A 23644-nucleotide genomic window follows, 5' to 3' on the forward strand; every position below is an offset into this window, starting at 1 on the left:
AGCCGACCGGGGTTAAGGGACAAACCAAAAGCCACTCCCCGATGTACGGAAAGTGGCTGTGAGCTGGTGCGCCATGACGGGCTCGAACCGCCGACCTACTGGGTGTAAACCAGTTGCTCTTCCAGCTGAGCTAACGGCGCGCACGTGAATGAACACGTGGGGAGAAGATTAACACGCACCCCTCGGCAGAAACAAAAGAGCCGGTTAGCGCTTTGCGCCGGCGCTGCGGAGGCAGGAGCCCTGCCAGTCGCCCAGGCGGTCGGCCTTGGTCTGGAGAAGGCCGGCGAGTTGGGCGGATTCAGAGATGTCACCGGGGTGGACTTCGCCGGGCTTGTTGGCGCCGGGGGTGAGGAGCCAGATGCAGCCGTCGTCGCCGAGATTGCGGCCAGCGTCAACGAGGAGGTCGACGAGGTCGTCGTCGCCGGCGCGGTGCCAGAGGAGGACAACGTCGCAAAGCTCATCTGTGTCCTCATCAAGCAAGTGCTCCCCGATGTGGTCCTCGATGGCCTCTGACAAGGACGAATCACAATCTTCATCCCAGCCGAGTTCCTGGACGACATCGTCTTGAGAGATGCCCAGCTTGTCTACGTAGTTCACAGCACCAGTGGCGCCCACTGTCGAATTGCCTCCCATTGTGTTGGACTTGGATAGAGCCAGGATACCGCGCATCTTGGGGGAATACTGAACTTCGGGTGGGTCAGAGCAAAAGTAGTATCCTCGAGCGTGTAATTAGGGCCCTTCCGGCCCGAGACTTTTACGCCTAACGGAGGTACCCAATGGCTGACACGAATTCGGGCAACCCCGACCTCACAACTCCGCATGCAGAGGACACGAACATCCCGCTCATTCGCGATGGAGTTGCTTCCTACATGCACGATCCGGACCCGGAGGAAACTCAGGAGTGGATCGATTCTTTGGATGGCTTGTTGGAGGATACGGACCCGGAGCGTGCTCGCTATCTGATGCTTCGCCTGCTGGAGCGCGCCTCCGCCCAGCGTGTGCCGTTGCCGGCGTTGACCTCCACTGATTTTGTGAACACCATCCCCACGAAGCTGGAGCCTGATTTCCCTGGCGATGAGGAGATGGAGAAGCGCTACCGCCGCTGGATCCGTTGGAACGCGGCGATCATGGTGCACCGCGCGCAGCGCCCGGGCATCAAGGTCGGCGGCCACATTTCCACCTACGCCTCGGCAGCAGCTCTGTATGAGGTTGGTTTCAACCACTTCTTCCACGGCAAGGACGCACCACAGGGCGGCGACCAGATCTTTGTGCAGGGTCACGCCTCCCCGGGCATTTATGCCCGTGCGTTCCTAGAGGGCCGCCTGAGCGAGGAGCAGATGGATGGCTTCCGCCAGCAGAAGTCGCGCCCAGAGGTGGGCATGCCGTCCTATCCGCACCCGCACGATATGCCGGAGTTCTGGGAGTTCCCCACCGTGTCCATGGGCTTGGGCCCGATGAACGCGATCTACCAGGCGCGCTTTAACAAATACCTGCAGGACCGTGGCATCAAGGACACGGATCAGCAGCACGTGTGGGCATTCCTCGGTGACGGTGAGATGGATGAGCCGGAGTCCCGCGGCTTGCTCCAGATGGCCAGCCTGTATGAGCTGGACAACCTGACGTTTGTGGTGAACTGCAACTTGCAGCGTCTCGACGGCCCGGTGCGCGGCAACGGCCAAATCGTTCAGGAGCTGGAGTCCTTCTTCAAGGGCGCCGGCTGGAACGTGATCAAGGTGATCTGGGGCCGCGAGTGGGACGAGCTCCTTGAAAAGGATGAGGACAACGCTCTTGTCCACATCATGAACACCACCAAGGACGGCGATTACCAGACGTTCAAGGCCAACGATGGCGCCTATGTCCGTGAACACTTCTTCGGCCGCGATCCGCGCACGGCCAAGCTGGTCGAGGACATGACGGATGAGGAGATCTGGAATCTGCGCCGCGGTGGTCACGATTACCGCAAGGTCTACGCCGCCTACAAGAAGGCGCTGGAGACCAAGAACGGTAAGCCGACGGTCATCCTGGCGCTCACCATCAAGGGCTACGGCTTGGGCCACAACTTCGAGGGTCGCAACGCGACCCACCAGATGAAGAACCTAACGCTGGATGACCTGAAGCTCTTCCGCGATAAGCAGGAAATCCCCATCACCGATGAGGAGCTGGAGAAGGACCCATACCTCCCGCCGTATTACAACCCGGGGCCGGACTCAGACGAGGTCAAGTACATGATCGAGCGCCGTAAGGAGCTGGGTGGTTACTTGCCGGAGCGTCGTGAAGCGTACACGCCTCTGGAGATGCCGGACTTTGAGAAGACCTTCAAGGCACTGTTCAAGGGCTCGGGCTCGCAGAAGGTGGCGTCCACGATGGCGCTGGTCCGTACGTTCAAGGCACTGATGCGGGACAAGGAAATCGGCAAGCGCATCGTGCCCATCATCCCGGATGAGGCGCGCACGTTCGGCCTGGACTCCTGGTTCCCCACGCTGAAGATTTACAACCCCAAGGGCCAGAACTACGTTCCGGTCGACCATGATCTGCAGTTGTCCTACCGCGAGGCCACGGACGGTCAGATTCTGCATGAGGGGATTAATGAGGACGGGTCGTCCGCAAGCTTCATTGCAGCAGCGACGAGCTACGCGACGCATGGCGAGCCCATGATCCCGATGTACATCTTCTACTCCATGTTCGGCTTCCAGCGCACCGGCGATAATTTCTGGGCGGCTGGTGACCAGATGGGGCGCGGCTTCATCGTCGGCGCGACGGCAGGCCGCACGACCCTGTTCGGCGAGGGCCTGCAGCACATGGATGGGCACTCCCCTGTGCTCGCCTCGACGAACCCGGCGATCGTTCCGTACGACCCGGCCTTTGCCTACGAGCTGCCGTACCTCATTGATCGCGGCATTGAGCGCATGTACGGCAAGGACGGCGGCGAGAGCGTCATGTACTACCTCACCGTGTACAACGAGCCGATCGCTCAGCCGGCCCGCCCGGAGAACCTTGACGTGGAGGGCCTGCACAAGGGCATCTACCTGTTCGATCGCGGCGAGGAGAAGGAGAACAACGTCTCCCTGCTCGCCTCCGGCGTGGGCATGCAGTGGGCACTGCGCGCACAGCAGATCCTGCAGGAGGACTACGGCGTGGGCGCGTCCGTGTACTCCGTGACTTCCTGGACGGAGCTCGCGCGTGATGGCGCGGCGCGCAACAAGGCCCGCATCCACAACCCGGACCAGGATCCGGGAGAGGCCTTTGCCACCACGCAGTTGAAGCAGACGGAAGGCCCGTACATCGCTACCAGCGACTTCACCACGGACCTCCAGGAGCAGATCCGCCCGTACGTGCCGGGCCGCTACGTGGTCCTCGGTGCGGATGGCTTCGGCTTCTCCGATACGCGCGAGGCCGCTCGCCGCTACTTCAACATCGATGCGGAATCCATGGTTGTCGCCGCACTCACAGCGCTCGCGGACGGGGGCAAGCTGGACATCTCCATCGCCGCGCAAGCAGCGAAGGATTTGCTTGTCGACGATCCGACGGCCGCCTCCCCCACCCACTCCGGCTCTGACCAAGGTGAGGAAAACGCGGTGGAATAGGCGCGGACAAGTAATTAGCGCAATTTAATTTGGCAGCGCTAATTACTTGTTATCGTCTACCCCATGAGCCGATTGGATACATCCTCCCGCGAAAACCCGTTGGACCTGTTCATCGTCGGCGCTGGACTCAGCGGCATCGATCTGGCCCACCATGTCAACGAGAATTTTCCTGATTGGAATTGGCAGATTGTGGATTCCAATAAGGCCGTCGGCGGAACCTGGGTGACCTTTACGTACCCGGGTATCCGCTCGGATTCGGACATGGCCACGTTCTCCTTCCCGTTCAAGCGGTGGCCGCACAAGGGCAGCTTGGGGTCGGGCGAGCGGATCCAGCGTTACATCGAGAATGTCGCGCGCGAAGAAGGCGTGTTTGAGCGCCTCACCCTGCACACGTGGGTGAAGAGCGCGAATTTTGATTCTGCGGCCGGCCTGTGGGAAGTGACCATGCTGACCCGCAATGATGGCCAACCCATCCCAGAGGGCAACGCGCCCGAGGATGCCCCGCTGACTGAGCACACCGTGTGGACCAAACGCCTGCACTTCTCCTCCGGCTACTACAAGCACAACCGTGGTTTCACCGCGGAGATCCCCGGCATGGAGCGTTTCAACGGCACTCTCATCCACCCGCAGCGCTGGCCGGAGAACCTGGACATGGCGGGCAAGAAAGCCATCATCATTGGCTCTGGTGCCACCGCGATTACGCTGCTTCCCGCCCTGCATGAGGCGGGTGCGGACGTGACCATGCTGCAGCGCACCCCCACCTACGTGGCGCCGCTGCCGAACCGCGACAACATCACCGCGGTGACCACGAAGCTGATGCCGGAGAAGCGCGCACTGTCTGCCGCACGGGCACTGCATATCGGGCGCGACATGATGCAGTACTGGATGTGCCAGGGTTTCCCGCGTCTGGCGCGCGGCTACTTCATGCTGCTCAACCGGATGTACATCCCATTCAAGGACATCCTCGCCCACTTCAACCCGCCTTATGGCCCGTGGGATCAGCGCGTGTGTAAGTCCCCGGATGGAGATTTCTTCAAGGCCATGCAGGACGGCGCCAAAGTGGCTACCGGCAAGATCGCCACGGTGACGGAGGACGGCATCAAGCTCCAGGATGGTTCGTTCCTGCCGGCAGACATCATCATCACTGCCACCGGCCTAGACATTCAGGTCTTCGGCGGTGCCACAATCTCGGTGGATGGTGAAGAAAAGCCGGTCCCCTCCGCCGTGGCTTACCGCGGCCTCATGGTGGATGGCTTGCCCAATTTCTCCTTCACGGTGGGCTACCTCAACCAGTCCTGGACCCTGCGCGCGGACTTGGTGTCCCGCTACATGTGCCGCCTGTGGCAGCTTATGTCCGCTGACGGTTACACCACCGCCACTCCCCGCTTCCCGGAGCACCTCACCGCCGATATTCCGCTGATGAACATGGATTCCGGCTACCTCGTCCGCGCCCGCAAGGACCTCCCCTCCCAGGCCGAAGCCGACCCGTGGGCCTTCACGCAGGACTACATCCACGAGTACAGGACCTGGGGCCGCGAAAGCTCGGACCTGCACAAGGACATGGTGTTTTCCTAGTGCGCTTGGATCTGATGGATTAACCTCACGAGAGCCGTCGTCACCGCCCCCGCCGCATCCAACGGCGGCATGTGCCCTGACTTCGGCAGCACCTGGAGTGCGGCATCTGGCCAAACTTCGTGGAGTGCTTCCGAGTGTTCCAGGGGCGCAACGGTATCCAGTTCCCCCACGAGGATGTAGCCGGGAACTCCTGCCAGTTTATCGGCCACATCACGTTCGGAGTGCTCGCGCAGATCCGGGAAGAACCCTTCGTAAGTGCGCAGTGGCGTGCCCTGAATCATGTCCGCGTGGAAGCGAATGATCTCCCACGGCACATGCCCGGCGTAGAACCCCACGGCCAACAGCGGTGCCAGGGCGGATGTCAGTCCCACGCGCACTGCCTCGGACAGCCCCGGCATCGCCTGCACTGCGCGGTACAACACTGCCCCCACCGCGCCCCCCAGGGCCACCGACATTCCACGTTCGGTAAACGGGTCGACCGCGGAGGAGATCTGGACGCTGCCAGCCAGATCAAAACCATCCGGCTCGCCTGCGTAGCGGCGAATCAAGGACAAAGAAATCGGTCCGCCCAGGGAGTGCCCCACCACGATGACGGGCCCTGTGACGCCGCGCTCGGCAATCACCGCCATCACGTCATCGGCGGCACCATCCACGCTGAGGTCGCTGGGGCTGGCTGCGCCGAATTCCGCGACGGTGTCGGTGGCGGTGTGTCCGTGGCCGCGGACGTCGATAAGCAATTGGCGCACACCCAGCGGCCGCAAGGCGCGCTCTTGCAGGTAGAACGACTGCGATGAGATGTTGAAGCCGTGCACGTACACCACCGTCAGCGGCGCGTCCTGCGGACCGGACTCGTACCAATGCACCGCGATCTCTTCGTTGTGCGTGGTCCCCTCCCTCATGTTGCGGAGCCCCGGAGTGCCGCTGTTCGCCCGGCGCGCGCGATCCCACGCGGGGGCGCTGATTTCTAGGGCAGCACGCATGTTCCGGGTGAATGACATGCGGTTGATCGTAGCCACCAATACCTCTAGTGGCACAATGGCCCGCATGGAGCTTTCCCAACGCTTGGACCTTGCCAAATTTGGATTCGATACCCCCGGGGATGAATCTGACACGCAAGACATCGCCCGCGATGGTGACGCCTTTGCGCAACTCTGCGCGCTACTGGTCAAGATCGGTGTTGTCGAGGATGCCCAAGAGATCTCTGCCGACGACACCCTCGATGGCCTGGATGCGGACTCCCTGACGCAGATCGAGTTCGTGGTGCGCGCCGAGGACCACTTTGGGGTGCGCATCAACGAGGAATTGTTCGCATCCTGGGACACCCTGGGCGATATGGCGAAGTACCTGGCCCCCTAAACACTCACCTGGAACCGGAACGTCTCGGCCAATTCCGTGAGCCGCGCGCGGAACGCGGCAAGCTCATGGGCCGGGGCAACCAGCACTTCCCGGCAGCCAACGGTTTGAGCAACACTGTCATTGTGCCAACGGGTGAACCAGACAGTGTCCCAAATATCTTCCGTATCCAAGGGGTCATCCACCGGCGCGGCAGGCGGACTGAGGTGCACCGCCATCAGTTCTTCAACGCGGAGGCGCAGGTGGCGTGGCATTCCGTGGATGGTCAGCACTGCGCGCTGGGCCGGGCTATGCAGTGGGCGGGGCCGGGCGCAGGTTGGTGCGATAAGCGTGGTTGTCATGGAGGGGATCCGTCCTTTCGCAGGTGACAGTTACGTCAAGACGAGGCTCGTCTTCCCCTACGCCCTCATGTGACTCAGAGCAATTCTTCCTTCGCTCCAGCCACACAGACAACCCTCAACCTGCGCTTTATCCCCCCAAAGCCTCAAGCAACACTTGAGGCCTGCCAAGCCCCTAGTCCCGCGCCCAGCCGTCTGATGAGCCCTCCCCGTGCCGGTCAACATAGACACGGAAAAGTGCGGCCAGGAACTCATCGGGGGTAGGTTCGGCGCTCCCCTCCAGTTGGTCGCGGACTTCGCCTTTGGTGGGCATGACGCCATCGTCCGCAAGCGGATCGTCGCGCATGGTGGCTTCTTTTGCGCGGCGCCAGGCACGCATCTTGTTCGGTTCGATCTTGCGGGCAAGCTTGGTCACCCAGATATCAAAGCGGCCGTCCTCATTGCTTGCCGGCACGTACCACTTGGCCCAGTACGCGACGGTGCCCAGGATGAACGCAGTCAGCGGTGCGACCACGAGCGCCACCGACGGGTCCGCGAGCTGGTACAACGTCAGCGCCGTCGCGGAGCCGAGGATCGCGGGGACAACGTACATCTGCTGGTCATTGAGGATGCGTGGGATGCGCCCGATGAGCACCTCCCGGATAACCATGCCGCCGGTCGCGGTGATCACACCCATGAGGATGCAGCCAATCCAGGACACCCCCGCCCCCAGCGCGGTCACGGTACCGGTGGTGCACCACACGCCGAGAATCACCATGTCAGCGTGGAATCGGGTGAGTTCCCACACATAGCCACGCAGGTTCATCAGGAAGGCCACGGCCGCACCGACGAGTGCGATGCTGATGTACCACGGGTCCGACAGCGCGGCGACGGGTGTGTTGCCAATGAGGGCGTCACGCATCATGCCGCCGGCCATGGCGGAGATGATGGCGATGAGCATGAACCCGACGGCGTCGAAACGCAATCGCCGCGCGACCGTGCCGCCGATGACGGCGTTGAGGAATACGCCGATGAGATCCAGGATCGCGATGGCTTGGCCTACCGCGTTATCGATGCCTCCGAAATACACCAGGTCATCATAGCGAGCGGTAGATCCGCGTGTTCGTCTCCTGCCACAGGGGTTTCGCCCAGTCCCCAAACTCACGGTCAGTGAGAAGCACCATCGCAGCGCTTGTCAGCGTCCCCCCGCCCGGCACCACCCACAGATACGTCCCGCTCATCCCGAAGTGCCCGACCGTCTCCGGCGGCATAGTGTCCCCGGTCCAATGCGGGGCCTTCTCCCCCTTGATCTCAAATCCAAGGCCCCACGGGCAAGGCTTTTGCATGCCGTAACCAGGAACAATGCCACGCAGGTCCCCGAACTGGTTGGTATAGGCCTCCGTCAGCGTCTCTGGCGCAAGCAGCTGCGGGGACAGCAGCTCTTTTGCAAACGCCGTGAGGTCCGCCACCGTGGACCGCCCGCCGTGGCCGGCCGAGCCGTAGATCTCCGTGTTGTGCATCCCCAGCGGCTCGAATACCCCTTCACGGGCGTAGTCCGCAAAACTCATACCGGTTTCTTGCTCCAGCGCTTCTGCCAGAATCTCAAACCCAGCCGAAGAGTAGATCCGCCGCTCCCCCGGCTGCTTCTGCGGCTTCCGGTCATCAAAGCCCACGCCAGATGCGTGCGCCAGCAGGTGACGCACCGTCGCCCCCTCCGGCCCGCACGGCGTGTCCAACTCGAAGACCCCCTCCTCCACAGCCATGAGGAAGGCGTAGGCCGCCAGCAGCTTGGTCACGCTGGCCAGCTCGTAGACGCGCTCCTGGTCGCCCTGCGTGGCCAGCACGCTGCCGTCCCCCGCCAGCAGCGACGCCGACACCGTCACATCGTCCCAGCCCGGCCCCGTTAAGTTCAGTTCCATGCCCGCCAGCCTAGCTGGGGGTTGGGACACGCAATCCCTGCAACATCGGCAGCACCGCTTGTACAGCTGCGACAACCCCCAACAGCATCAGCACCCCAATCAAGGCACCCTGCCACTCCTTCGGCGCAACGGCCGAGGATTCAGGCACAGTCACGTCCCGGGTTTCCGCCGGCGGCGCCGGACGTTCAGCGGGGCAGCCACTGGTAACAACCTGGTGCTCCCAGGTCGACGCGTTGTACATGAACGCCAGCGCGCCATACGGCCAGTGGCCAAGACGCTCAGGGGTCAGGGAGCTGCCTTTGGAGAGGTTCCCAAACACGCTCGAACCCGTCTCCTTCTTCCCCGGCTCCGCCATGGGCACGGACAAGGTTCCCGCGATGTCAATGGTGTTGTTGCCCTCATCCAGCTGCTTCTTCAGCTCCGCCTTACGGGCGTTGTACGCCTTCAAAGCTTCACGCCACGTGGTGCCTTCGAGCTGCGGTAGCCAGAGTTTTTCCGCGGCGAGCGCCGGGATCTCCGCTTCGGTGTAGGCGATTTCGCAGGTGTTGCGTTCCAGTGCCGGCGCTGCGTTAGCGGCACCAGCACCAGCGACACCAGATACAGCCAGCGCGGCCACGCACGCGGCGGAAACAGCAATGGAGGAACGGTTCATCTTCATGGCAGTCACACTACGACCGAATCGCCGCCCTGTCCTTGGTTTTGGCTACGAAATTTTTCGCACTGGCAGAATCGGAGCCATGAACCCCGCCGATCACACACCGCCCGTTTCACTCAACGTCACGCAAGGCGTACTCAAGCACATGCTTGACGACGCAATCTCCCTGGTCAACTTGGAAACCTACAGCTTCGACAAACCTGCGCTGAATGAGGGGTTGGAGGGGTTGCTGGGGCTCGTCGATAAGCGACTTGGCGCACCCGATGAGCAGGAACGATTCAGCGGCGGCGAGTACGGCGATGTTGTGGTGCGCACGTATCACGGCACCGCGCCTGGCCGCGTGGTTATCGCTGGCCACTATGACACGGTGTGGCCGGCCGGCACGGTCGCGGCGTGGAATCCGCCGCCCCACGACGATCCGCGCGAGCGTCTCTCCGGCCCGGGCCTCTTCGACATGAAGATCGGCCTCACCCAGGGCATTTGGGCGCTCAAATTGCTTCGCGACGCCTCTCTCCCCCACCCCGACGTCACCTACATTTTTAACGGCGACGAGGAGATCGGCTCCCCCGCCTCTCAGCACATCATCGAGGATGCAGCGCGCGGCGCGGATGCCGCATTCGTCCTGGAGGCCAGCGTCGACGGCAACGTGAAGGTCGCGCGCAAAGGCATCGGTGACATCACCGTCACTGCCACGGGCATCGAGGCACACGCGGGCCTGGAACCGGAGAAAGGCGCCAGCGCCATCATCGCGCTCATGGAATTTTGCCTCGAAGCCGCGAAACTCGGCGATGCGGCGAAGGGCACCACGGTCAACGTCGGCGTGATCACCGGCGGTTCGGGGGCCAACGTTGTCGCGGGAACAGCCTCCGCGAAGATCGACGTCCGCCACTGGATCCCGGAGGAAACAAAGCGTATCGACGCCGCCCTTAACTCCATCACCCCCACCGATCCCCGCGTGACCATCTCCGTGACAAGCAGCTGGAACCGCCCGCCCATGCAGCACACCGCGGGGACGGAGGCACTGTTCCAGATCCTGAAAACCCAAGCATCTCGGTTGGGGCATGACGGGCTGGAAGGCATCGCCGTCGGCGGTGGCTCCGATGCCAACTTCATCTCCGCCATCGGCGTTCCTGTCGTGTGTGGCCTCGGCGCCGGCGGTGCTGGCGCGCACGCCCGCTACGAGTACATCTACCCGGACTCCGTGCCGTTCTTCACCGCCCTGCTGGCAAACGCCATCGCGTCGATCAACGGGCCGATCCTCTAAAACACGAAAGGGCCCCGCGGGGCCCTTTCAAATCTTCTCAGCGCGTTAGACCTGTAGCTACTTAGAACGGCAACTTGATGTAGCCGTGATCCTTCAGCCAGTTACCAACACCCACAAGGCCGATCAGCCCCAAGAACACCGAGAACGCAATCAGCAGCCCCTTGAACACCGGGTTAGAGGACAGCTCCCCCTGAGCAGATCCTTCACTCGAATTCGACGGCTCCGGCTCCTGGTCCGGAGTCGGCTCCGTCTTCGTAGTCGGCGTTGGTTCCGTAGGAGCCTCCTCGGTAGAGGTCTCCTCTGTGCTGGTTTCCTCCGAGGTGGGCTCTTCCTTCGTCGGCTCTTCCTTCGTCGGTTCAGTCGTCGACGGAGGGGTGGTTTCTTCCGAAGTCGAAGGCTCCGGCTCCTTGGTCGGCTCCGGTTCCGGTGTTGGTTCCGGTTCCGGGGTCGGCTCCTGCGATGGCTCCTTCGTCGTCGAGCTCTCAGACAACTCAGCCTTAGTAGTCTCAGTCGGCGAAGCAGGCGTGGTTTCCTTCGAAGTTGAAGGTTCCGGGCTCGGTTCCGGCTCCTTCGTCGGCTCCGGTTCTGGAGTTGGTTCTGGTTCCGGGGTGGGCTCCGGCTTCTCAACAATCGTTACAGCAGGGAACGGCGTTGCCGGCGCCTTCTTGGCGCCCTTACCCGTGTAATCCTGAGACAGGCCGCAACGGGTCAGCGCATTCACTGCCTTCTCCCACCAAAGAACCTTGGTTGTACCCCTTACAAGACCCTGCACGAATGCGTCGGGGGCGGAATCCTTCGCGTTTGTTTCGCGGATCGTCGGCTGGGCAGTACTTCCTGGAGCCCCCGTAGCCTTCAGCTTCAAAGTCACCTTAGGCAGCTTTCCGCTCTTGGTGTCACCGGCATTGAAATGCGCTCCACCGTAGTACCAACGGCTGGTATTGTTCGGCACCCACTCTGCAGGATTATCACCAACCGGCTTTCCTGTGAAGCCTACGGGGCCAACAGCTTTAGAATCAGTGCGTCGATTCTCACCGACGAAGCGTAGGCGGTTACCGTCCTGCAGAACATTGAACTTTAGTGGAGTGTTCTTATCGTAATCAACGGAGACGAGCTCAACATTCTTCGGCAGATCGATCCAGAGATTCGCCTGCGAAAGAAAAGTGACATTCACCGTCTTACCCTTAGCAGTAATTGTCTTTGGAACAACGACAGTGCCCGGGTCGATCACATATTCAAACTCATCACCGACCTCAACAGTCTCCGGAGCGGTGGCCTTCATCGTGAGCGCGAAAGTACTACTCATGTCCACGCCGCCTTTTTGGCCACTGGCCCCTCCCATGGGGTGCACGTAGCACGCCAGCGGCAGCTTGACGTCCGTGGTCTTGGTCTCTGCTTCAGCCTGCGGGGCGGTGAGGGTGCCCGCGGCGATGGCGCTGGCGGCGAGGCCTGCGACGGCAGTGCGGAAAATCCTTTTCACTTGTCACTCCTATGAGATAAATCTGAACAAATGCTGAGCGATGAGTGTCAGCGGGTACTTAGTCGCACGTCGCGTCGTCAGGCGACACGAATGTTTACAGTGTAAATGATCCGTTTAGTTACATTGTGAAGGATCCACTTTGGAGTGAGAAAGCGCCCATTAACGGCGCAAATGAGTTTTTGTGGGGCCAGCGGGGCTCGAACCCGCGACCAACGGATTATGAGTCCGCGGCTCTAACCGACTGAGCTATAGCCCCTCGTCGCCAGATTGGAATCGCTTCCATCAGACGGTGCGTTGAATGAGTATAACCATGCCGCTTTGATGCCCCTATTGATAGCCCGAATATTGCTTGCACGCTGGCGATTTGTCCTCCCATGAAGAAAGGCGCTAGAGTATCACTTCGTTGCACGGAACGAGGTACACACCAAGGCCGTGAAGCGAAAATTTAATCCCGCATAGCTCAGTTGGCAGAGCATTCGACTGTTAATCGAAGGGTCACTGGTTCGAGCCCAGTTGCGGGAGCAAACACCACCCAGCGCATGACCGCGCTGGGTTTTTTCTTTTCTCCCCCGTCGCTGTCGTGGGGCGAGGGAACCGGTAGGCTCGTTGCCATGATCCAGTTCGTCGTCGGAGCAGCAGCAGGTTATGTCTTTGGTACTAAAGCGGGACGTAAGCGCTACCACCAGATTGTGAACACCACGCAGAAGGTGGTGAATTCGCCTGTGACGCAGCAGGCGCTTCGTTCGACGCGCAAGGCGATTGCTAATTCCCTCGACCCGGATCCGCGCATGCGTGAGGTGAAGGATCTACGCAAGGGCCGTGGCCGTGGCAAGACCGTGGACACGAATGAGCCGCAGATCTACGAGCCGGACGAGGACTAAAGCCCTATGCCAGATCCGTTAAACAAGCCCAGCGACGATGCCGTCGAGGATGTCCTTCTCACTGATGATGAAGGAGTCGACCCGGCCAGCGGAGCGGCCATGGAATGTATGCATGAGCTGCTCCACAATCACGGCGCCTGAACCAATCACGTCAGCACGCCCTGGGTGCATGACCGGGTTTTCTTTGCGCTGAGCCGATGTTTGGGCGCGCAGCTTGGCAGTGGTTTCACCCATCCGCTCAAAGCTGATCTCAGACATGTGAATGGCCTCGGGGTCATACTCCCCCAGCTCCTGCGCCAAGGCGGACAGTGTGGTGAATGTGCCCGCACATCCCACTACCGTCACTGCCTCATCCAGCGGCACATGCGCGGCAGCTTCCGCGATCTTCTCATCGACATAATGGCGCGCCCGCGCCGTCTCTTCCTCCGTTGCCGGATCGCTGACCATGATGCGCTCGGTCAGCCGGACACAGCCCATCTGCGTGGAATACGCGCCAGCGATGTCACGCGCATGCTTACCGACGATAAACTCCGTCGACCCACCCCCCAGATCAATCACGCACAAAGGCCCACGGGCGGAATCGACATCCACCGTCGCACCGGCAAAGGACAGCGCGGCTTCCTCTTCCCCGCTGATCACCTCGGCGACAGCACCCGGCTGGATCCGGCCGAGCAGCGCCGCCGTCATGGAGAAGAAGTCATCCCGGTTACTGGCATCACGCGTGGCGGAGGTAGCCACCATCCGCACGGATGTGACGCCTTCAGCAGACATCCGCTCCACGTAGCTCGCCAGCGCCTCACGCGTCCGTGCAATGGCGTCCGGGTGCAACTGCCCGGTAGCATCCACGCTCTGACCCAGCCGGACGATGGTGTTCTCACGCGTGATCTCGGTCAGCGCACCATCCTCGTCCACAGAACAGATAAGCAAGCGAATCGAGTTGGTACCGCAGTCAACGCCGGCGACGACGGGCATTACTTCTCCCCCTGGAACTGCGCGGCTTGCTCCAAAGCGTCCTCAATACCCAAGTCCGCCAGAGTCGGCCAGTCCGCCGGGATCGCCGTGCCACGCAGGTCACCGTGGTCCGCGGCCAGCGCCACAGCCTCCGTGCCCAAGCGCAGACGATCCGGCCCCTCAGCCAGGGCATACGCGATAAGAACGTGCAGGCACTTCACGCGGTCAGGCATGCCGCCACCGGAGAAATCCGTACCCAGATCATGGATCGCGTTGCGCTTGTCCAGGTAGTGGCGGTGCGCGGCCTCATAATCCGCCTTGAGCTCCGTATCAGTGTTCAAGCGGGCTTCCATCCACTTCATCACCTGCGCCACCTCCAGCCGCGAGGCCTCCGCCGTCAAACGCGGATCAGTGAGGTAGTAGAGGGTGGGAAAAGGGGTGCCATCATCAAGCTTCGGCTCCGTCATCACCACGGCAGGTTGGCCGTCAGGCGTGCGGTAAGAAATCTCAATCACACCGCGTGGCCTGCGCCCAAGTTGCTTCTCGACGACCCCCAGGTCCCTTTCCAAATCACACCCAAGTGCATCCATGCCCGCTATTGTTCCACAGGCTCTGGTGCCTGCTCCTCAGCTGGCGGGTCTACGGGTACTTCCGGCACTTCACGCAAAGAGTCCCACAGGATCGTGGTCCACGGGGTATCCGGATCAACGCCGTCAGTGCGCTGGGTGGTCATGGCATCCACGTCCATGCGCGGATCAATGATGCGCCAGGCGGTCTCACCGGGCTCCATCATGCCGAGGCGACGGCGCGCTTCCTGCTTGGTGTACTCCGGATCGTTGTAGCGCTCAAACTGCTCTTCCAGGTCAGCCTTCTGTTCCTTCTTCGCCTCAATGGAAGCTTCGAGCCGCGCGATTTCAGCGCGTCCGGAGTAGTAGTTACGCAGTGGCACAGCGATGGCAATGAGCACGACGAGCACCACCGTGATCAGCACTGCCACACCCACGATGTCGCCCTTGAGCATGTCCACGCGCTTGCGCTTCGGTGCCGCAGCAGCCCGGCGCGCGGCGGCATCACGGCTTGCCACCGGAACGGTGGTGGGCACCTTGATACGGGGGCGGCGCTTGCCGGGTGTGGAAGATGTGGCCATAGTGACTGATTACTCTACCCGCCCTCAGACGTTTGACCCTGGCACGACGTGCGCTTGGGCAGGAAGAGTGAAGGATCTGACACCCTCCATTTCCGCGACCTGGCACTAAGGGGAGATGTCAGATCCTTCACCCTTGACTACTTGAAGCGCGGGAATGCGTCGCGGCCGGCGTAAACAGCTGCCGGGCCGAGCTCCTCCTCGATGCGGATGAGGCGGTTGTACTTAGCCACGCGCTCGGAGCGGGCCGGCGCACCAGTCTTGATCTGGCCACAGGACAGTGCCACTGCCAGGTCCGCAATGGTGGTGTCCTCGGTCTCACCGGAACGGTGGGACATCATGGTGCGGTAGCCGTTGCGGTGTGCGAGCTCCACTGCATCGAAGGTCTCGGTGAGGGTACCAATCTGGTTCACCTTCACCAGCAGAGCGTTAGCTGCCTTCTCCTCGATGCCGCGGGCGAGACGCTCCGGGTTAGTAACAAAGAAGTCGTCGCCGACAATCTGCACCTTGTCACCGATCTCAGCGGTGAGCTTGGTGTAGCCCTCCCAGTCGTTCTCATCCAGCGGGTCCTCGATGGACACGATCGGGTAGTTCTCCACCAGGTCGGCGTAAACCTTGGCCATCTCCTCAGCGGTGTGCTGGCCGCCCTCGAAGTTGTAGGTGCCGTTCTCGTAGAACTCTGAGGAAGCAACGTCGAGAGCCAGAGCAATCTCCTCGCCCAGCTTGTAGCCGGCCTTCTCAATAGCCTCAACAATGAGGTCCAGCGCTTCCTTCGTGGAACCGACGGACGGAGCGAAGCCACCCTCATCACCCAGGCCCGTGGACAGGCCCTTGGACTTAATCACGGACTTCAGCGCGTGGTAAACCTCTGCACCCTGGCGCAGAGCCTCGGTGAAGGAGTCAGCTCCGATCGGGGCGATCATGAATTCCTGGACGTCTACGCCGGAGTCAGCGTGTGCGCCACCGTTGAGGATGTTCATCATCGGCACCGGCAGGACGTGCGCGTTCGGGCCACCGATGTAGCGGTACAGCGGGAGACCAGCAGAATCCGCAGCGGCCTTCGCCGCAGCCATGGACACACCCAGGATGGCATTGGCGCCGAGGTTGCTCTTGTTGTCGGTGCCGTCAACCTCAATCATGGTCAGGTCCAGCACACGCTGATCATCAGCCTCGATGCCAGCGATGGCGTCCGCAATCGTCTCATTGACATTGGTGACAGCCTTCTGCACACCCTTGCCGTCATAACGGTCACCGCCGTCGCGCAGCTCGTGCGCCTCATGCTCGCCGGTGGAGGCACCAGACGGAACCGCAGCGATACCGTGGGAACCATCTTCGAGGAAAACCTCGACCTCAACCGTGGGGTTACCGCGAGAGTCCATAATCTCGCGGGCGTAGGTCAGCATGATGTCAGCCACTTGGATTGTCTCCTTTTACATCAGTGGTGGATTGTCCACGCCCAATTGTACGGAGGTCCGGGCCACAACGTGAGGCTATTCCCCTATCTGAGCGCTGCCTGCCTCAACGCATAGTTCGCAGCAGCATCACGCACACGCGCAAGATAGTCATTGGAGTGGTTGTAACCCAAGATGGCAGACTGCCAATCCTCCGCAGTACTCAAGTCACGTCCCCCGCTACACAGCAGGTTTGCTGCACCTAACGCAGCATCATCGATTTGTTGCGGATCGGCATAGCCATCCCCATTCGCATCGCGCCCAAAACGGTTCCACGATTCAGGGATGAACTGCATGGGACCAACAGCACGATCAAACTCGGTGTCATTATCAAAGTGCCCGTTATCCGTGTCCAGGATGCGCGCAAACCCCTGCGTCCCGTCAAGGGCGGGCCCCACGATCGGCGGCACAACGACACCGTTGGCATCAAGCTCAGCTGCGTCGAAAAGCTTCCCCGTGTACGTGCCATGGCGAGTTTCCACCCACCCAATTCCAGCGAGCGTATTCCATTGCAGATTGCACCCGGGCCACGCTTCCGCCGCGATAAGCGCAGCATTGCCGTATGCACGCACTGCCTGCGGGTCCATATTCGTGTCCTCCGCAATAGGTTCCGCCCATTCCGCCAGCAGATCGGACGTACGGCCTGGACCGTGCACATCAATAGCTGGCGGCGCAACCGCTGCGGCTGGGGGCACATCCGTTGGCACCGGGCGGCGGTTTGAGCCCGGGGTGTCAATTCCGAACAGACTGATCACCCAGAAAGACAACACGATGATCAGCACAATCACCATCAGCACAGCAAGTACAGCACTGCACCCGCAACCAAGAGCGGATCTGCCAGCGCTTCTTCTACGCCGGCGCCGTGGCTGAAATCTGGGTGTCGTCACGGTCGCTCACTCTACAGACCCGTCACGACTTTCCGGCTGACCCGCGGGGGTAGCGCAAGAAACAGTAGTAACAATTTTCACTTGCGTCACTGTAGTATCAATGTTCGTCTTGAAAACAACCCTCATATCACCGTGAAAGGACACCACTTCCCCATGCGTATCCGTACCGCCGCTATCACCGCCGCTCTCGCCGCTACCGTCGCCGGTGGCGCTATCACCGCCACCAAGGCCGACGCCCAGAACAACACCCTTGAGCTGCTCAAGGCCTTCAATGGCAACATCGCCACCCTTGACTGCAACGCTGTTGGCTCCATCCTTCGCGCCACCAACATGGCCAAGGGTGACACCACCCGCGGCCAGCTGGTAACCAACCTGAACACCTCCTTCGGTGCTGACGCCACCACCAAGCTGCTCACCGCACCGACCATCAACGCTGTTGCAGACCGCGCACTCGCATGCGGCGTAGTCAAGGCAGACCCGGCAACCCCGCAGAGCCAGATCATTGACTTCGCCTCCAAGCTCTCCGCTGACGCAGGCCTGCCTGAGCTGCGCAACGTCCTGCCGGCAGTCGCACCAGCGGGCAGCAGCTTCTAAGAGCACACCCGCCAAAGAATTCAGCCGCTTCCCCTCCCCGCACATGTCGGGGTGGAGCAGCGGCTGTTTGCTTTCACATTTATTCGGCGGACTTTTCCTTACGCTTGCCCTCTTCCCACAAGCGGTCTTGCTTATCGACGGACACCGTACCCGTCGACCCATCAAACAAGTACGGTGCACGGTTCTTCATCTTGTCCACGAAGGCCTGGGCAACGTCGGGAAATGCAAATGCACCACGTTCGTCTGCGAGCTCCGCGTGGAATAAGACCTGCAGGAACAGATCCGACAGTTCCTTCTTCAGCTCCTCGTCACTGTGCTTCCCCTGCACCGCATCGATGAGTTCCTGTGTTTCCTGCTTGAGATACTCAAGCAGGCTTTCATGCGTTTGGGCTTTCTCCCACTCACCGCGGGCGCGCGCCTCGTGCATGACTGCCTGCGCCTTATGGAGCGGATCTTTCAGCGACGCTGCCTCCACGACGATCTCCCCACTCTCAATACGTTCCTTCACCAGCGGGTCGTTGACATCGGTGGTAACCAGAGTTCCCACACCAGTTGGATCCTCACTGCGAGCCAGATCCCCGAAATTCCAGCGCACACTCACCGGCACTTCATCGGTGTATGCAACCGGACTTTGCACCCCTACAGCTGCCTGCAGAGGAATCATGTCGGGCCAACGGGGATCCAGAACCAAAACGCTCATGGAACCGATCTTAGAATGAGCACGATCTCTCAGCCCCGAAACGCCCGCTCGTTCAGCTCCCGCCGCGCCTGCTCGAGGGCGACGAGGTCGGAAAACAGTGCGTTGTAAGCCATTTCGTCGTCGCTGGGGCGCATGCGCTGGAGTTGGGATTTGAGCTGGGCGATCTGGTTGCCCACGCGGACTTCCTGCAAGCGGGAGAGGACGGAATCGGCATACGTGACGGGGTCATCGGCACGGATGTCCTCGACGGCGAGTTCGGACACGAAGTTACGGCCGGCAGCGTCGAGCATTTCCTCGGAGACGCGGGTGATCCACTGCGCGCCGGATGCGTCCGCAGCCACGTTGGAGGTGCCGCCGGCTTTGCCCATGGCGTCGCGCACCGCGCGGTAAGCAGGGTGAGTGAAGGCATCCGGGTTGATGCCGTCGAAATAAGTGCCCACGGCGTTGGGGTACTGCAGCGCCACTTTGAGGGCTTCGCGTTGGGCCCAGAGGCGCGGGTCCGCGGGGTCCGGCAGAACAAATGCGGCCTGGCCCGGCGCGGACTGAGGCTGCTGCGGGGCGGCAGGTTCCCACGACGAACGCTTCGGCGCCTTGGGGTTCTTGGCCTCCGCGCGCACTTGGCGGATCACTTCGTTCGGGTCCGGCCAGCCCACCCAGCCGGCGAGCTGGCGGGCGTACTCGGTTTGGAGCGGAGTATCCCGAATCTGCGCTACCACGGGGACCGTACGGCGCAAAGCCTGCAGGCGCCCTTCGGCGGTGTCGAGGGAGTAGTCCTTGAGCAGGGACTCGATGACGAACTCGAACATGGGGATCCGGCTTGCCACCAAATCCCGCACTGCGGAATCGCCCTTGGCCATGCGCAGGTCACACGGGTCCATGCCCTCCGGCGCCACGGCAACGAAAGACTGGCCCGTGAACTGCTGGTCGCCCTCGAACGCGCGCATCGCTGCCTTCTGGCCAGCTTCATCGCCGTCGAAGGTGTAGATCAGCTCGCCGCGGAAGTAATTGTCATCCAGCATGAGGCGGCGGATGATGCTCATGTGGTCCTTGCCAAAGGCAGTGCCACAGGCAGCTACGGCAGTTTTGATGCCAGCGGCGTGCATGGCCATGACGTCGGTATAGCCCTCCACCACCACGCACTGGTGCCCCTGGGCGATGTGTTTCTTCGCCAGATCCAGACCAAAGAGCACCTTGGACTTGTGGTACAGCATCGTGTCCTGGGTATTCATGTATTTACCCATTTGGTCATCATCAAAAAGCTTGCGAGCACCAAAACCAATGACGTTTCCGGCAACATCCTTGATGGGCCACAGCAGACGACGGCGGAACTTATCAATCGGCCCCCGCCGCCCCATCGTGGACAGTCCTGCCTCCTGCAGCTCTTGGGCATCAAAGCCCTTGCGCAGCAGGTGCTTGGTCAGGGTGTCCCAGCCGTCCGGCGCGTAACCGCACTCAAAGTGGTGGATGATCTCACGGTCGAAGCCACGATCGAGCAGAAAACGGCGCCCTACTTCCGCTTCAGGCTGCTCCAGTTGCTCGCGGTAAAACTCGTGGGCGGCTTTATTCGCGGCAAGCAACCGCGCACGAGTACCGGGCTTCACATCACGAGCACCAGTCGATCCCCCCTGATAATTAATGTGGTACCCGATCTCCTCAGCCACAGCCTCCACCGCTTCGGGGAAGCTGAGCTGCTCCATCTCCATCATGAAGGAGAAGACATCGCCGCCCTTCCCCGTGGAAAAGCAGTGGTAGTACCCGCGCGCGGGGCGGACGTGGAAGGACGGAGTCTTCTCATCCTTGAAAGGCGAGAGTCCCTTCAAGGAATCGTGTCCCGCCGGTTTGAGCTGGACGTACTCCCCCACGATGTCCGCAATGTTGGCGCGCTCACGGATTGCCTCGATGTCACTATCCGGAATCCTGCCCCTAGCCATGGCGCTAATAGTACCGGGCTGGTCAAGGCTTTAATATGGTGGCCATGTCTCACGGCCCCTCAGGTAGCTCCGCGTCCAACGACGGCGACAGTACCAACCGGCGTACGCCGGCATTCCCCCTGCTCTCAGCCATCACGCTGATAACCATGCTCGCCATCGGCTACTCGGCCCTCCACGATGATGGTGTCCGCGAATGCGGGCCCCGCCAGGTGCCTGAAGAAGCTTTTTCGCTTATCGACGACATCCACTCCAACTCCCCCCTCCCCTACCCCGCCACCGACGGCGGCCACTTTGGCAACTACGAAAACGAGCTCCCCCAAGAGCACTCCAATTACTACCGCGAGTACACCGTTCCCACGCCAGGCCGCACCGGCCGCGGCGAGCGCCGCCTCGTCACCGGCGGCGGAACCCCACAAGACCCGGACGTGTACTACTACACCTGGGACCACTACGAATCCTTCTGCGAAATCCCCGAATCCGACGTGGAATAACCCACCCACCCCTCATTCCTTCCTCTTCTTCCTCTCCCCTTCTTCCTCCCCCTTCTTCCTCCCCCTTCTTCCTCCGCGGAAGCCTATGATGAAACCTGAATTCATCGCCGTGAATTCAGGGGACATCACGTAAATCAGGGGGACATCGGGGGCATGAACGACGCGCAAGAATGGTTAGAGTTCGCTGGTCAGGACGCTGAAGAGATCCAGGCAGCGCGAGAGTTGCGCCAACGCTTCATGCGGGAGCGAATTCAGGTTTCACCAGAGGATCCCGCACACCCTTCACCCCAGCTCCGCTACGTGTCACGAACGAGCGCTCTTCAGGCGGAGTGGTGGCTCAGTCTTTCCTCGAAGCAAAAGATCGTCGTGCGCGGAGCTGCTGCGGTGAGGGACACAAGGAAAGCTGTGCTCATCGGCATATGGGCCGCGGCGCAATGGGGAATGTGGTTTCGTCGGCCCGATGACGGGTTTGTGGTGATGGCGTTGCCGTCGGGGCATCAGCCGTCGAAAAGCAGGCTTCCTGCGAAGACCCGATTCAAGTCCATGAAGCTCCGGGAGGATGAGATCGCGGAGCTTGATGGGGTGCGTGTGACGCATCCGCTGCGGACCTACCTTGATCTGTGCCGATTGGGGGACGCCACGGATGCGCGGCTTGCCGTGGGCTGGTTGCGTGAGTGCGGGGTCAGTGCGGACACGATTTCTTCGTATGCCGAGAATTTTGAGGGCCCGATTCATCCACATTGGAAGACCTTGGCGGTCCGTTTACCTCAGTACACGGCGGAGCTGGGATCATTTTCATACATGCTTGCGTACTCGCTGCTCGTTGAGGCTGGAGTGGATGTGCGGGTGCAGCATGAGATTGAGGGGATGGGGTGGGCGACACTTCTCGTTGGCAATGACGTGATCATTGAAATTGATCAAGATCCTTTGTGGCTCGCGATGGAGGCGGAACCGAAATTACAGTCGATGGCTGCGAGACTTCGGAAGCGCGAACGTTGGATGGCCTCCCGCGGATACCGGAAGCTTTACTTCACCACCGCGGAGATTGAAGCGAATCCCGACGCTTTCGTACGTGAGGTGAAAGCTGCCCGGCGTCTGCGCCACCGAAATCTTGCCTAGAAGTAACCCTCGAAGGACGCGACCTTCTTCGCGGTGCGCTCCAGGCGGGACTCGGTCATGGAGGCGATCTGGTCGATGATCACGCGCTGGCGTTCCGCATCCGTTTCGGCCTCGTTCCACCAGGCAGCGAACATGGTGTCCAGGGTGCCCGGCGCGCCGGCGGTCAGGTAGTAGTAGACGCGTCGGATGCGGTCGCGCTGCCTGTCTTGGCGGGCGATGTGGGCAGGCATGTCCATGACGTAGAGGACAGCCACGGTTTTGAGGAGGCGCACCTCCGCGTCAGCCTCCGGTGGGATGACAAGGCGGCCGTGCATGCGGCCGATCGAGCCGTCATTGGCCGACAAGGTAGCGGCGATAACGGCACCGACATAGCGGCCGACCAGCTCAGAGGTCATCTTCTTTAGCGTCACGTAGCCGGTCAGTGAGAAATCGAAGTCGGCGGCGGCGGAGACGATGGGGAGGGAGCGGAGGCGGGCGGCGGCGTCGATAAGCTCATCGGCGGTGCCCCCGAATGCCTTCGCGCCTTTCTCCGCGAGCGCGGCGAGTTCCACTAGGTCCCACAGCACCTTCAGGTCAACGCGGCCGGACACGATGCCGTCTTCGACGTCGTGGACGCTGTACGCGATGTCGTCGGAACAGTCCATGACCTGCGCCTCCATCGGCGGCATGTCATCTGTGTGACCTTCACGCAGCCAGGCGAGGATGTGAGCGTCCTCGTCGTAGGCGCCGTACTTGCGGTTCACCGTGCCATCCGCGTTGGTGCGGGTGCGCGGGTATTTGCAGGCGGCGTCGAGGGCGGCGCGGGTGAGGTTGAGGCCGAGAGAGGAGCCGCGCACAAGCACTTTTGGTTCAAGCCGCGTGAGGATGCGCAGCGTTTGCGCATTGCCTTCGAACCCCCCGCACCCGGCGGCGAGCTCGTTGAGCGCAACCTCCCCGTTGTGGCCGTACGGCGGGTGCCCAATGTCGTGGGTGAGCCCGGCCATTTCACACAGATCGGGGTTGAGGCCCAGGCCGGAGCCGATGCTGCGTGAGATCTGAGCGACCTCTAGCGAGTGTGTCAGGCGCGTGCGTGGCGTATCGCCGTCACGCGGGCCGACGACCTGGGTTTTGTCGGCGAGGCGCCGTAGCGCAGCCGAGTGCAGCACGCGTGCGCGATCACGGGCGAAGGCGTCTCGGTGCTCATCGAGGTCGGTGAGCTGCGACCCCTTCTCCCCCTCCGGCGCGCGGCGGGCAAGATCCGCCGAATCATACTGGTAGTTCATAGCGCTATTGAGCCTAGACGGGGTTGAGCGCCGAACATGGGAGCGGCGTGAGTTTTCAGGTTTGCCCATCGCTCGCGCTGGTAGTCTCG

23 protein-coding genes and 3 tRNA genes are annotated in these 23644 nt (G+C 61.5%); 9 read left to right on the plus strand and 17 right to left on the minus strand.

Annotated elements, in window-relative coordinates; genetic code table 11:
• Positions 1 to 64: 64 nt before the first annotated feature.
• Positions 65 to 140, minus strand: a tRNA-Val gene (locus L8U60_RS02590).
• Positions 141 to 204: 64 nt separating this feature from the next.
• A complete protein-coding gene (locus L8U60_RS02595) occupies positions 205 to 633 on the minus strand; it encodes a DUF3052 domain-containing protein (protein WP_269964997.1) in 429 nt (142 codons plus the stop codon).
• Positions 634 to 776: 143 nt separating this feature from the next.
• On the opposite strand from L8U60_RS02595, the gene aceE reads away from it, so the two are divergent.
• Positions 777 to 3584 (plus strand): pyruvate dehydrogenase (acetyl-transferring), homodimeric type, encoded by a 2808-nt coding sequence (aceE, locus tag L8U60_RS02600; RefSeq protein ID WP_269964842.1) that lies wholly within the window; start codon positions 777 to 779, stop codon positions 3582 to 3584.
• Positions 3585 to 3647: 63 nt separating this feature from the next.
• Complete coding sequence (locus tag L8U60_RS02605) at positions 3648 to 5159, plus strand: flavin-containing monooxygenase (protein WP_269964843.1); 1512 nt, start codon at positions 3648 to 3650, stop codon at positions 5157 to 5159.
• Here L8U60_RS02605 and L8U60_RS02610 read toward each other — a convergent pair.
• A complete protein-coding gene (locus L8U60_RS02610) occupies positions 5156 to 6157 on the minus strand; it encodes an alpha/beta fold hydrolase (protein WP_269964844.1) in 1002 nt (333 codons plus the stop codon). The genes L8U60_RS02605 and L8U60_RS02610 overlap by 4 nt on opposite strands.
• Positions 6158 to 6203: 46 nt before the next feature.
• Between L8U60_RS02610 and L8U60_RS02615 the strand changes: the two genes are divergently transcribed.
• The gene (locus L8U60_RS02615) at positions 6204 to 6515 is read left to right on the plus strand and encodes an acyl carrier protein (RefSeq protein WP_269964845.1); all 312 of its coding nucleotides are present in this window, start codon (positions 6204 to 6206) and stop codon (positions 6513 to 6515) included.
• Here L8U60_RS02615 and L8U60_RS02620 read toward each other — a convergent pair.
• The 4 genes from L8U60_RS02620 to L8U60_RS02635 form a co-directional block, all read right to left on the minus strand.
• The gene (locus tag L8U60_RS02620; RefSeq protein WP_269964846.1) at positions 6512 to 6853 is read right to left on the minus strand and encodes a hypothetical protein; all 342 of its coding nucleotides are present in this window, start codon (positions 6851 to 6853) and stop codon (positions 6512 to 6514) included. The two genes, L8U60_RS02615 and L8U60_RS02620, sit on opposite strands and share 4 nt — an antisense overlap.
• A gap of 172 nt (positions 6854 to 7025) precedes the next feature.
• Positions 7026 to 7919 (minus strand): trimeric intracellular cation channel family protein, encoded by an 894-nt coding sequence (locus tag L8U60_RS02625; RefSeq protein ID WP_269964847.1) that lies wholly within the window; start codon positions 7917 to 7919, stop codon positions 7026 to 7028.
• Between the two features lie 7 nt (positions 7920 to 7926).
• Positions 7927 to 8748, minus strand: coding sequence for a serine hydrolase domain-containing protein (locus L8U60_RS02630; RefSeq protein ID WP_269964848.1), 822 nt, complete (start codon positions 8746 to 8748; stop codon positions 7927 to 7929).
• A 10-nt stretch (positions 8749 to 8758) separates the two neighbouring features.
• Positions 8759 to 9406: a hypothetical protein gene (locus L8U60_RS02635; protein WP_269964849.1), complete on the minus strand. Its 648-nt coding sequence runs from the start codon at positions 9404 to 9406 to the stop codon at positions 8759 to 8761.
• Positions 9407 to 9485: 79 nt separating this feature from the next.
• Here L8U60_RS02635 and L8U60_RS02640 point away from each other — a divergent pair, with 79 nt between their 5' ends.
• Positions 9486 to 10667 carry a M20/M25/M40 family metallo-hydrolase gene (locus L8U60_RS02640; protein WP_269964850.1) on the plus strand — a complete coding sequence of 394 codons (1182 nt, stop codon included), beginning with the start codon at positions 9486 to 9488 and terminating at the stop codon, positions 10665 to 10667.
• Positions 10668 to 10728: 61 nt separating this feature from the next.
• Here L8U60_RS02640 and L8U60_RS02645 read toward each other — a convergent pair whose 3' ends face one another.
• Both L8U60_RS02645 and L8U60_RS02650 read right to left on the minus strand, forming a co-directional pair.
• Positions 10729 to 12144: a hypothetical protein gene (locus L8U60_RS02645; RefSeq protein WP_269964851.1), complete on the minus strand. Its 1416-nt coding sequence runs from the start codon at positions 12142 to 12144 to the stop codon at positions 10729 to 10731.
• Positions 12145 to 12326: 182 nt separating this feature from the next.
• Positions 12327 to 12400, minus strand: a tRNA-Ile gene (locus L8U60_RS02650).
• A 193-nt stretch (positions 12401 to 12593) separates the two neighbouring features.
• Between L8U60_RS02650 and L8U60_RS02655 the strand changes: the two genes are divergently transcribed.
• A tRNA-Asn gene (locus tag L8U60_RS02655) sits at positions 12594 to 12666 on the plus strand.
• Between the two features lie 89 nt (positions 12667 to 12755).
• Positions 12756 to 13025, plus strand: coding sequence for a hypothetical protein (locus tag L8U60_RS02660; protein WP_269964852.1), 270 nt, complete (start codon positions 12756 to 12758; stop codon positions 13023 to 13025).
• Between the two features lie 18 nt (positions 13026 to 13043).
• Here L8U60_RS02660 and L8U60_RS02665 read toward each other — a convergent pair whose 3' ends face one another.
• The 5 genes from L8U60_RS02665 to L8U60_RS02685 all read right to left on the minus strand — a co-directional run bounded on the left by L8U60_RS02665 (position 13044) and on the right by L8U60_RS02685 (position 17362).
• Positions 13044 to 13997: a Ppx/GppA phosphatase family protein gene (locus L8U60_RS02665; protein ID WP_269964853.1), complete on the minus strand. Its 954-nt coding sequence runs from the start codon at positions 13995 to 13997 to the stop codon at positions 13044 to 13046.
• Entirely contained in the window at positions 13997 to 14566 is a 570-nt protein-coding gene (locus L8U60_RS02670) for a DUF501 domain-containing protein (RefSeq protein ID WP_269964854.1), read from the minus strand. Before L8U60_RS02670 ends, L8U60_RS02665 begins: the two co-directional genes overlap by 1 nt.
• Before the next feature lie 5 nt (positions 14567 to 14571).
• Positions 14572 to 15123: a septum formation initiator family protein gene (locus tag L8U60_RS02675; RefSeq protein ID WP_269964855.1), complete on the minus strand. Its 552-nt coding sequence runs from the start codon at positions 15121 to 15123 to the stop codon at positions 14572 to 14574.
• A 137-nt stretch (positions 15124 to 15260) separates the two neighbouring features.
• Complete coding sequence (eno, locus tag L8U60_RS02680) at positions 15261 to 16535, minus strand: phosphopyruvate hydratase (protein ID WP_269964856.1); 1275 nt, start codon at positions 16533 to 16535, stop codon at positions 15261 to 15263.
• Between the two features lie 83 nt (positions 16536 to 16618).
• Complete coding sequence (locus L8U60_RS02685; RefSeq protein ID WP_269964998.1) at positions 16619 to 17362, minus strand: lytic transglycosylase domain-containing protein; 744 nt, start codon at positions 17360 to 17362, stop codon at positions 16619 to 16621.
• Positions 17363 to 17611: 249 nt separating this feature from the next.
• Here L8U60_RS02685 and L8U60_RS02690 point away from each other — a divergent pair, with 249 nt between their 5' ends.
• Positions 17612 to 18052, plus strand: coding sequence for a hypothetical protein (locus L8U60_RS02690; RefSeq protein WP_269964857.1), 441 nt, complete (start codon positions 17612 to 17614; stop codon positions 18050 to 18052).
• A gap of 79 nt (positions 18053 to 18131) precedes the next feature.
• Here the strand turns inward: L8U60_RS02690 and L8U60_RS02695 are convergent, their stop codons facing one another.
• Positions 18132 to 18752: a MazG nucleotide pyrophosphohydrolase domain-containing protein gene (locus L8U60_RS02695; protein WP_269964858.1), complete on the minus strand. Its 621-nt coding sequence runs from the start codon at positions 18750 to 18752 to the stop codon at positions 18132 to 18134.
• Between the two features lie 29 nt (positions 18753 to 18781).
• Complete coding sequence (gene dnaG, locus L8U60_RS02700) at positions 18782 to 20683, minus strand: DNA primase (protein ID WP_269964859.1); 1902 nt, start codon at positions 20681 to 20683, stop codon at positions 18782 to 18784.
• A 44-nt stretch (positions 20684 to 20727) separates the two neighbouring features.
• Between dnaG and L8U60_RS02705 the strand changes: the two genes are divergently transcribed.
• Complete coding sequence (locus L8U60_RS02705) at positions 20728 to 21174, plus strand: guanyl-specific ribonuclease (RefSeq protein WP_269964860.1); 447 nt, start codon at positions 20728 to 20730, stop codon at positions 21172 to 21174.
• A gap of 153 nt (positions 21175 to 21327) precedes the next feature.
• The gene (locus L8U60_RS02710; protein WP_269964861.1) at positions 21328 to 22293 is read left to right on the plus strand and encodes a hypothetical protein; all 966 of its coding nucleotides are present in this window, start codon (positions 21328 to 21330) and stop codon (positions 22291 to 22293) included.
• Here L8U60_RS02710 and L8U60_RS02715 read toward each other — a convergent pair.
• Positions 22290 to 23555 (minus strand): deoxyguanosinetriphosphate triphosphohydrolase, encoded by a 1266-nt coding sequence (locus tag L8U60_RS02715; protein WP_269964862.1) that lies wholly within the window; start codon positions 23553 to 23555, stop codon positions 22290 to 22292. The two genes, L8U60_RS02710 and L8U60_RS02715, sit on opposite strands and share 4 nt — an antisense overlap.
• Positions 23556 to 23644: the final 89 nt, after the last annotated feature.

Source organism: Corynebacterium meitnerae (assembly GCF_027570075.1).
Lineage (GTDB): Bacteria > Actinomycetota > Actinomycetes > Mycobacteriales > Mycobacteriaceae > Corynebacterium > Corynebacterium meitnerae.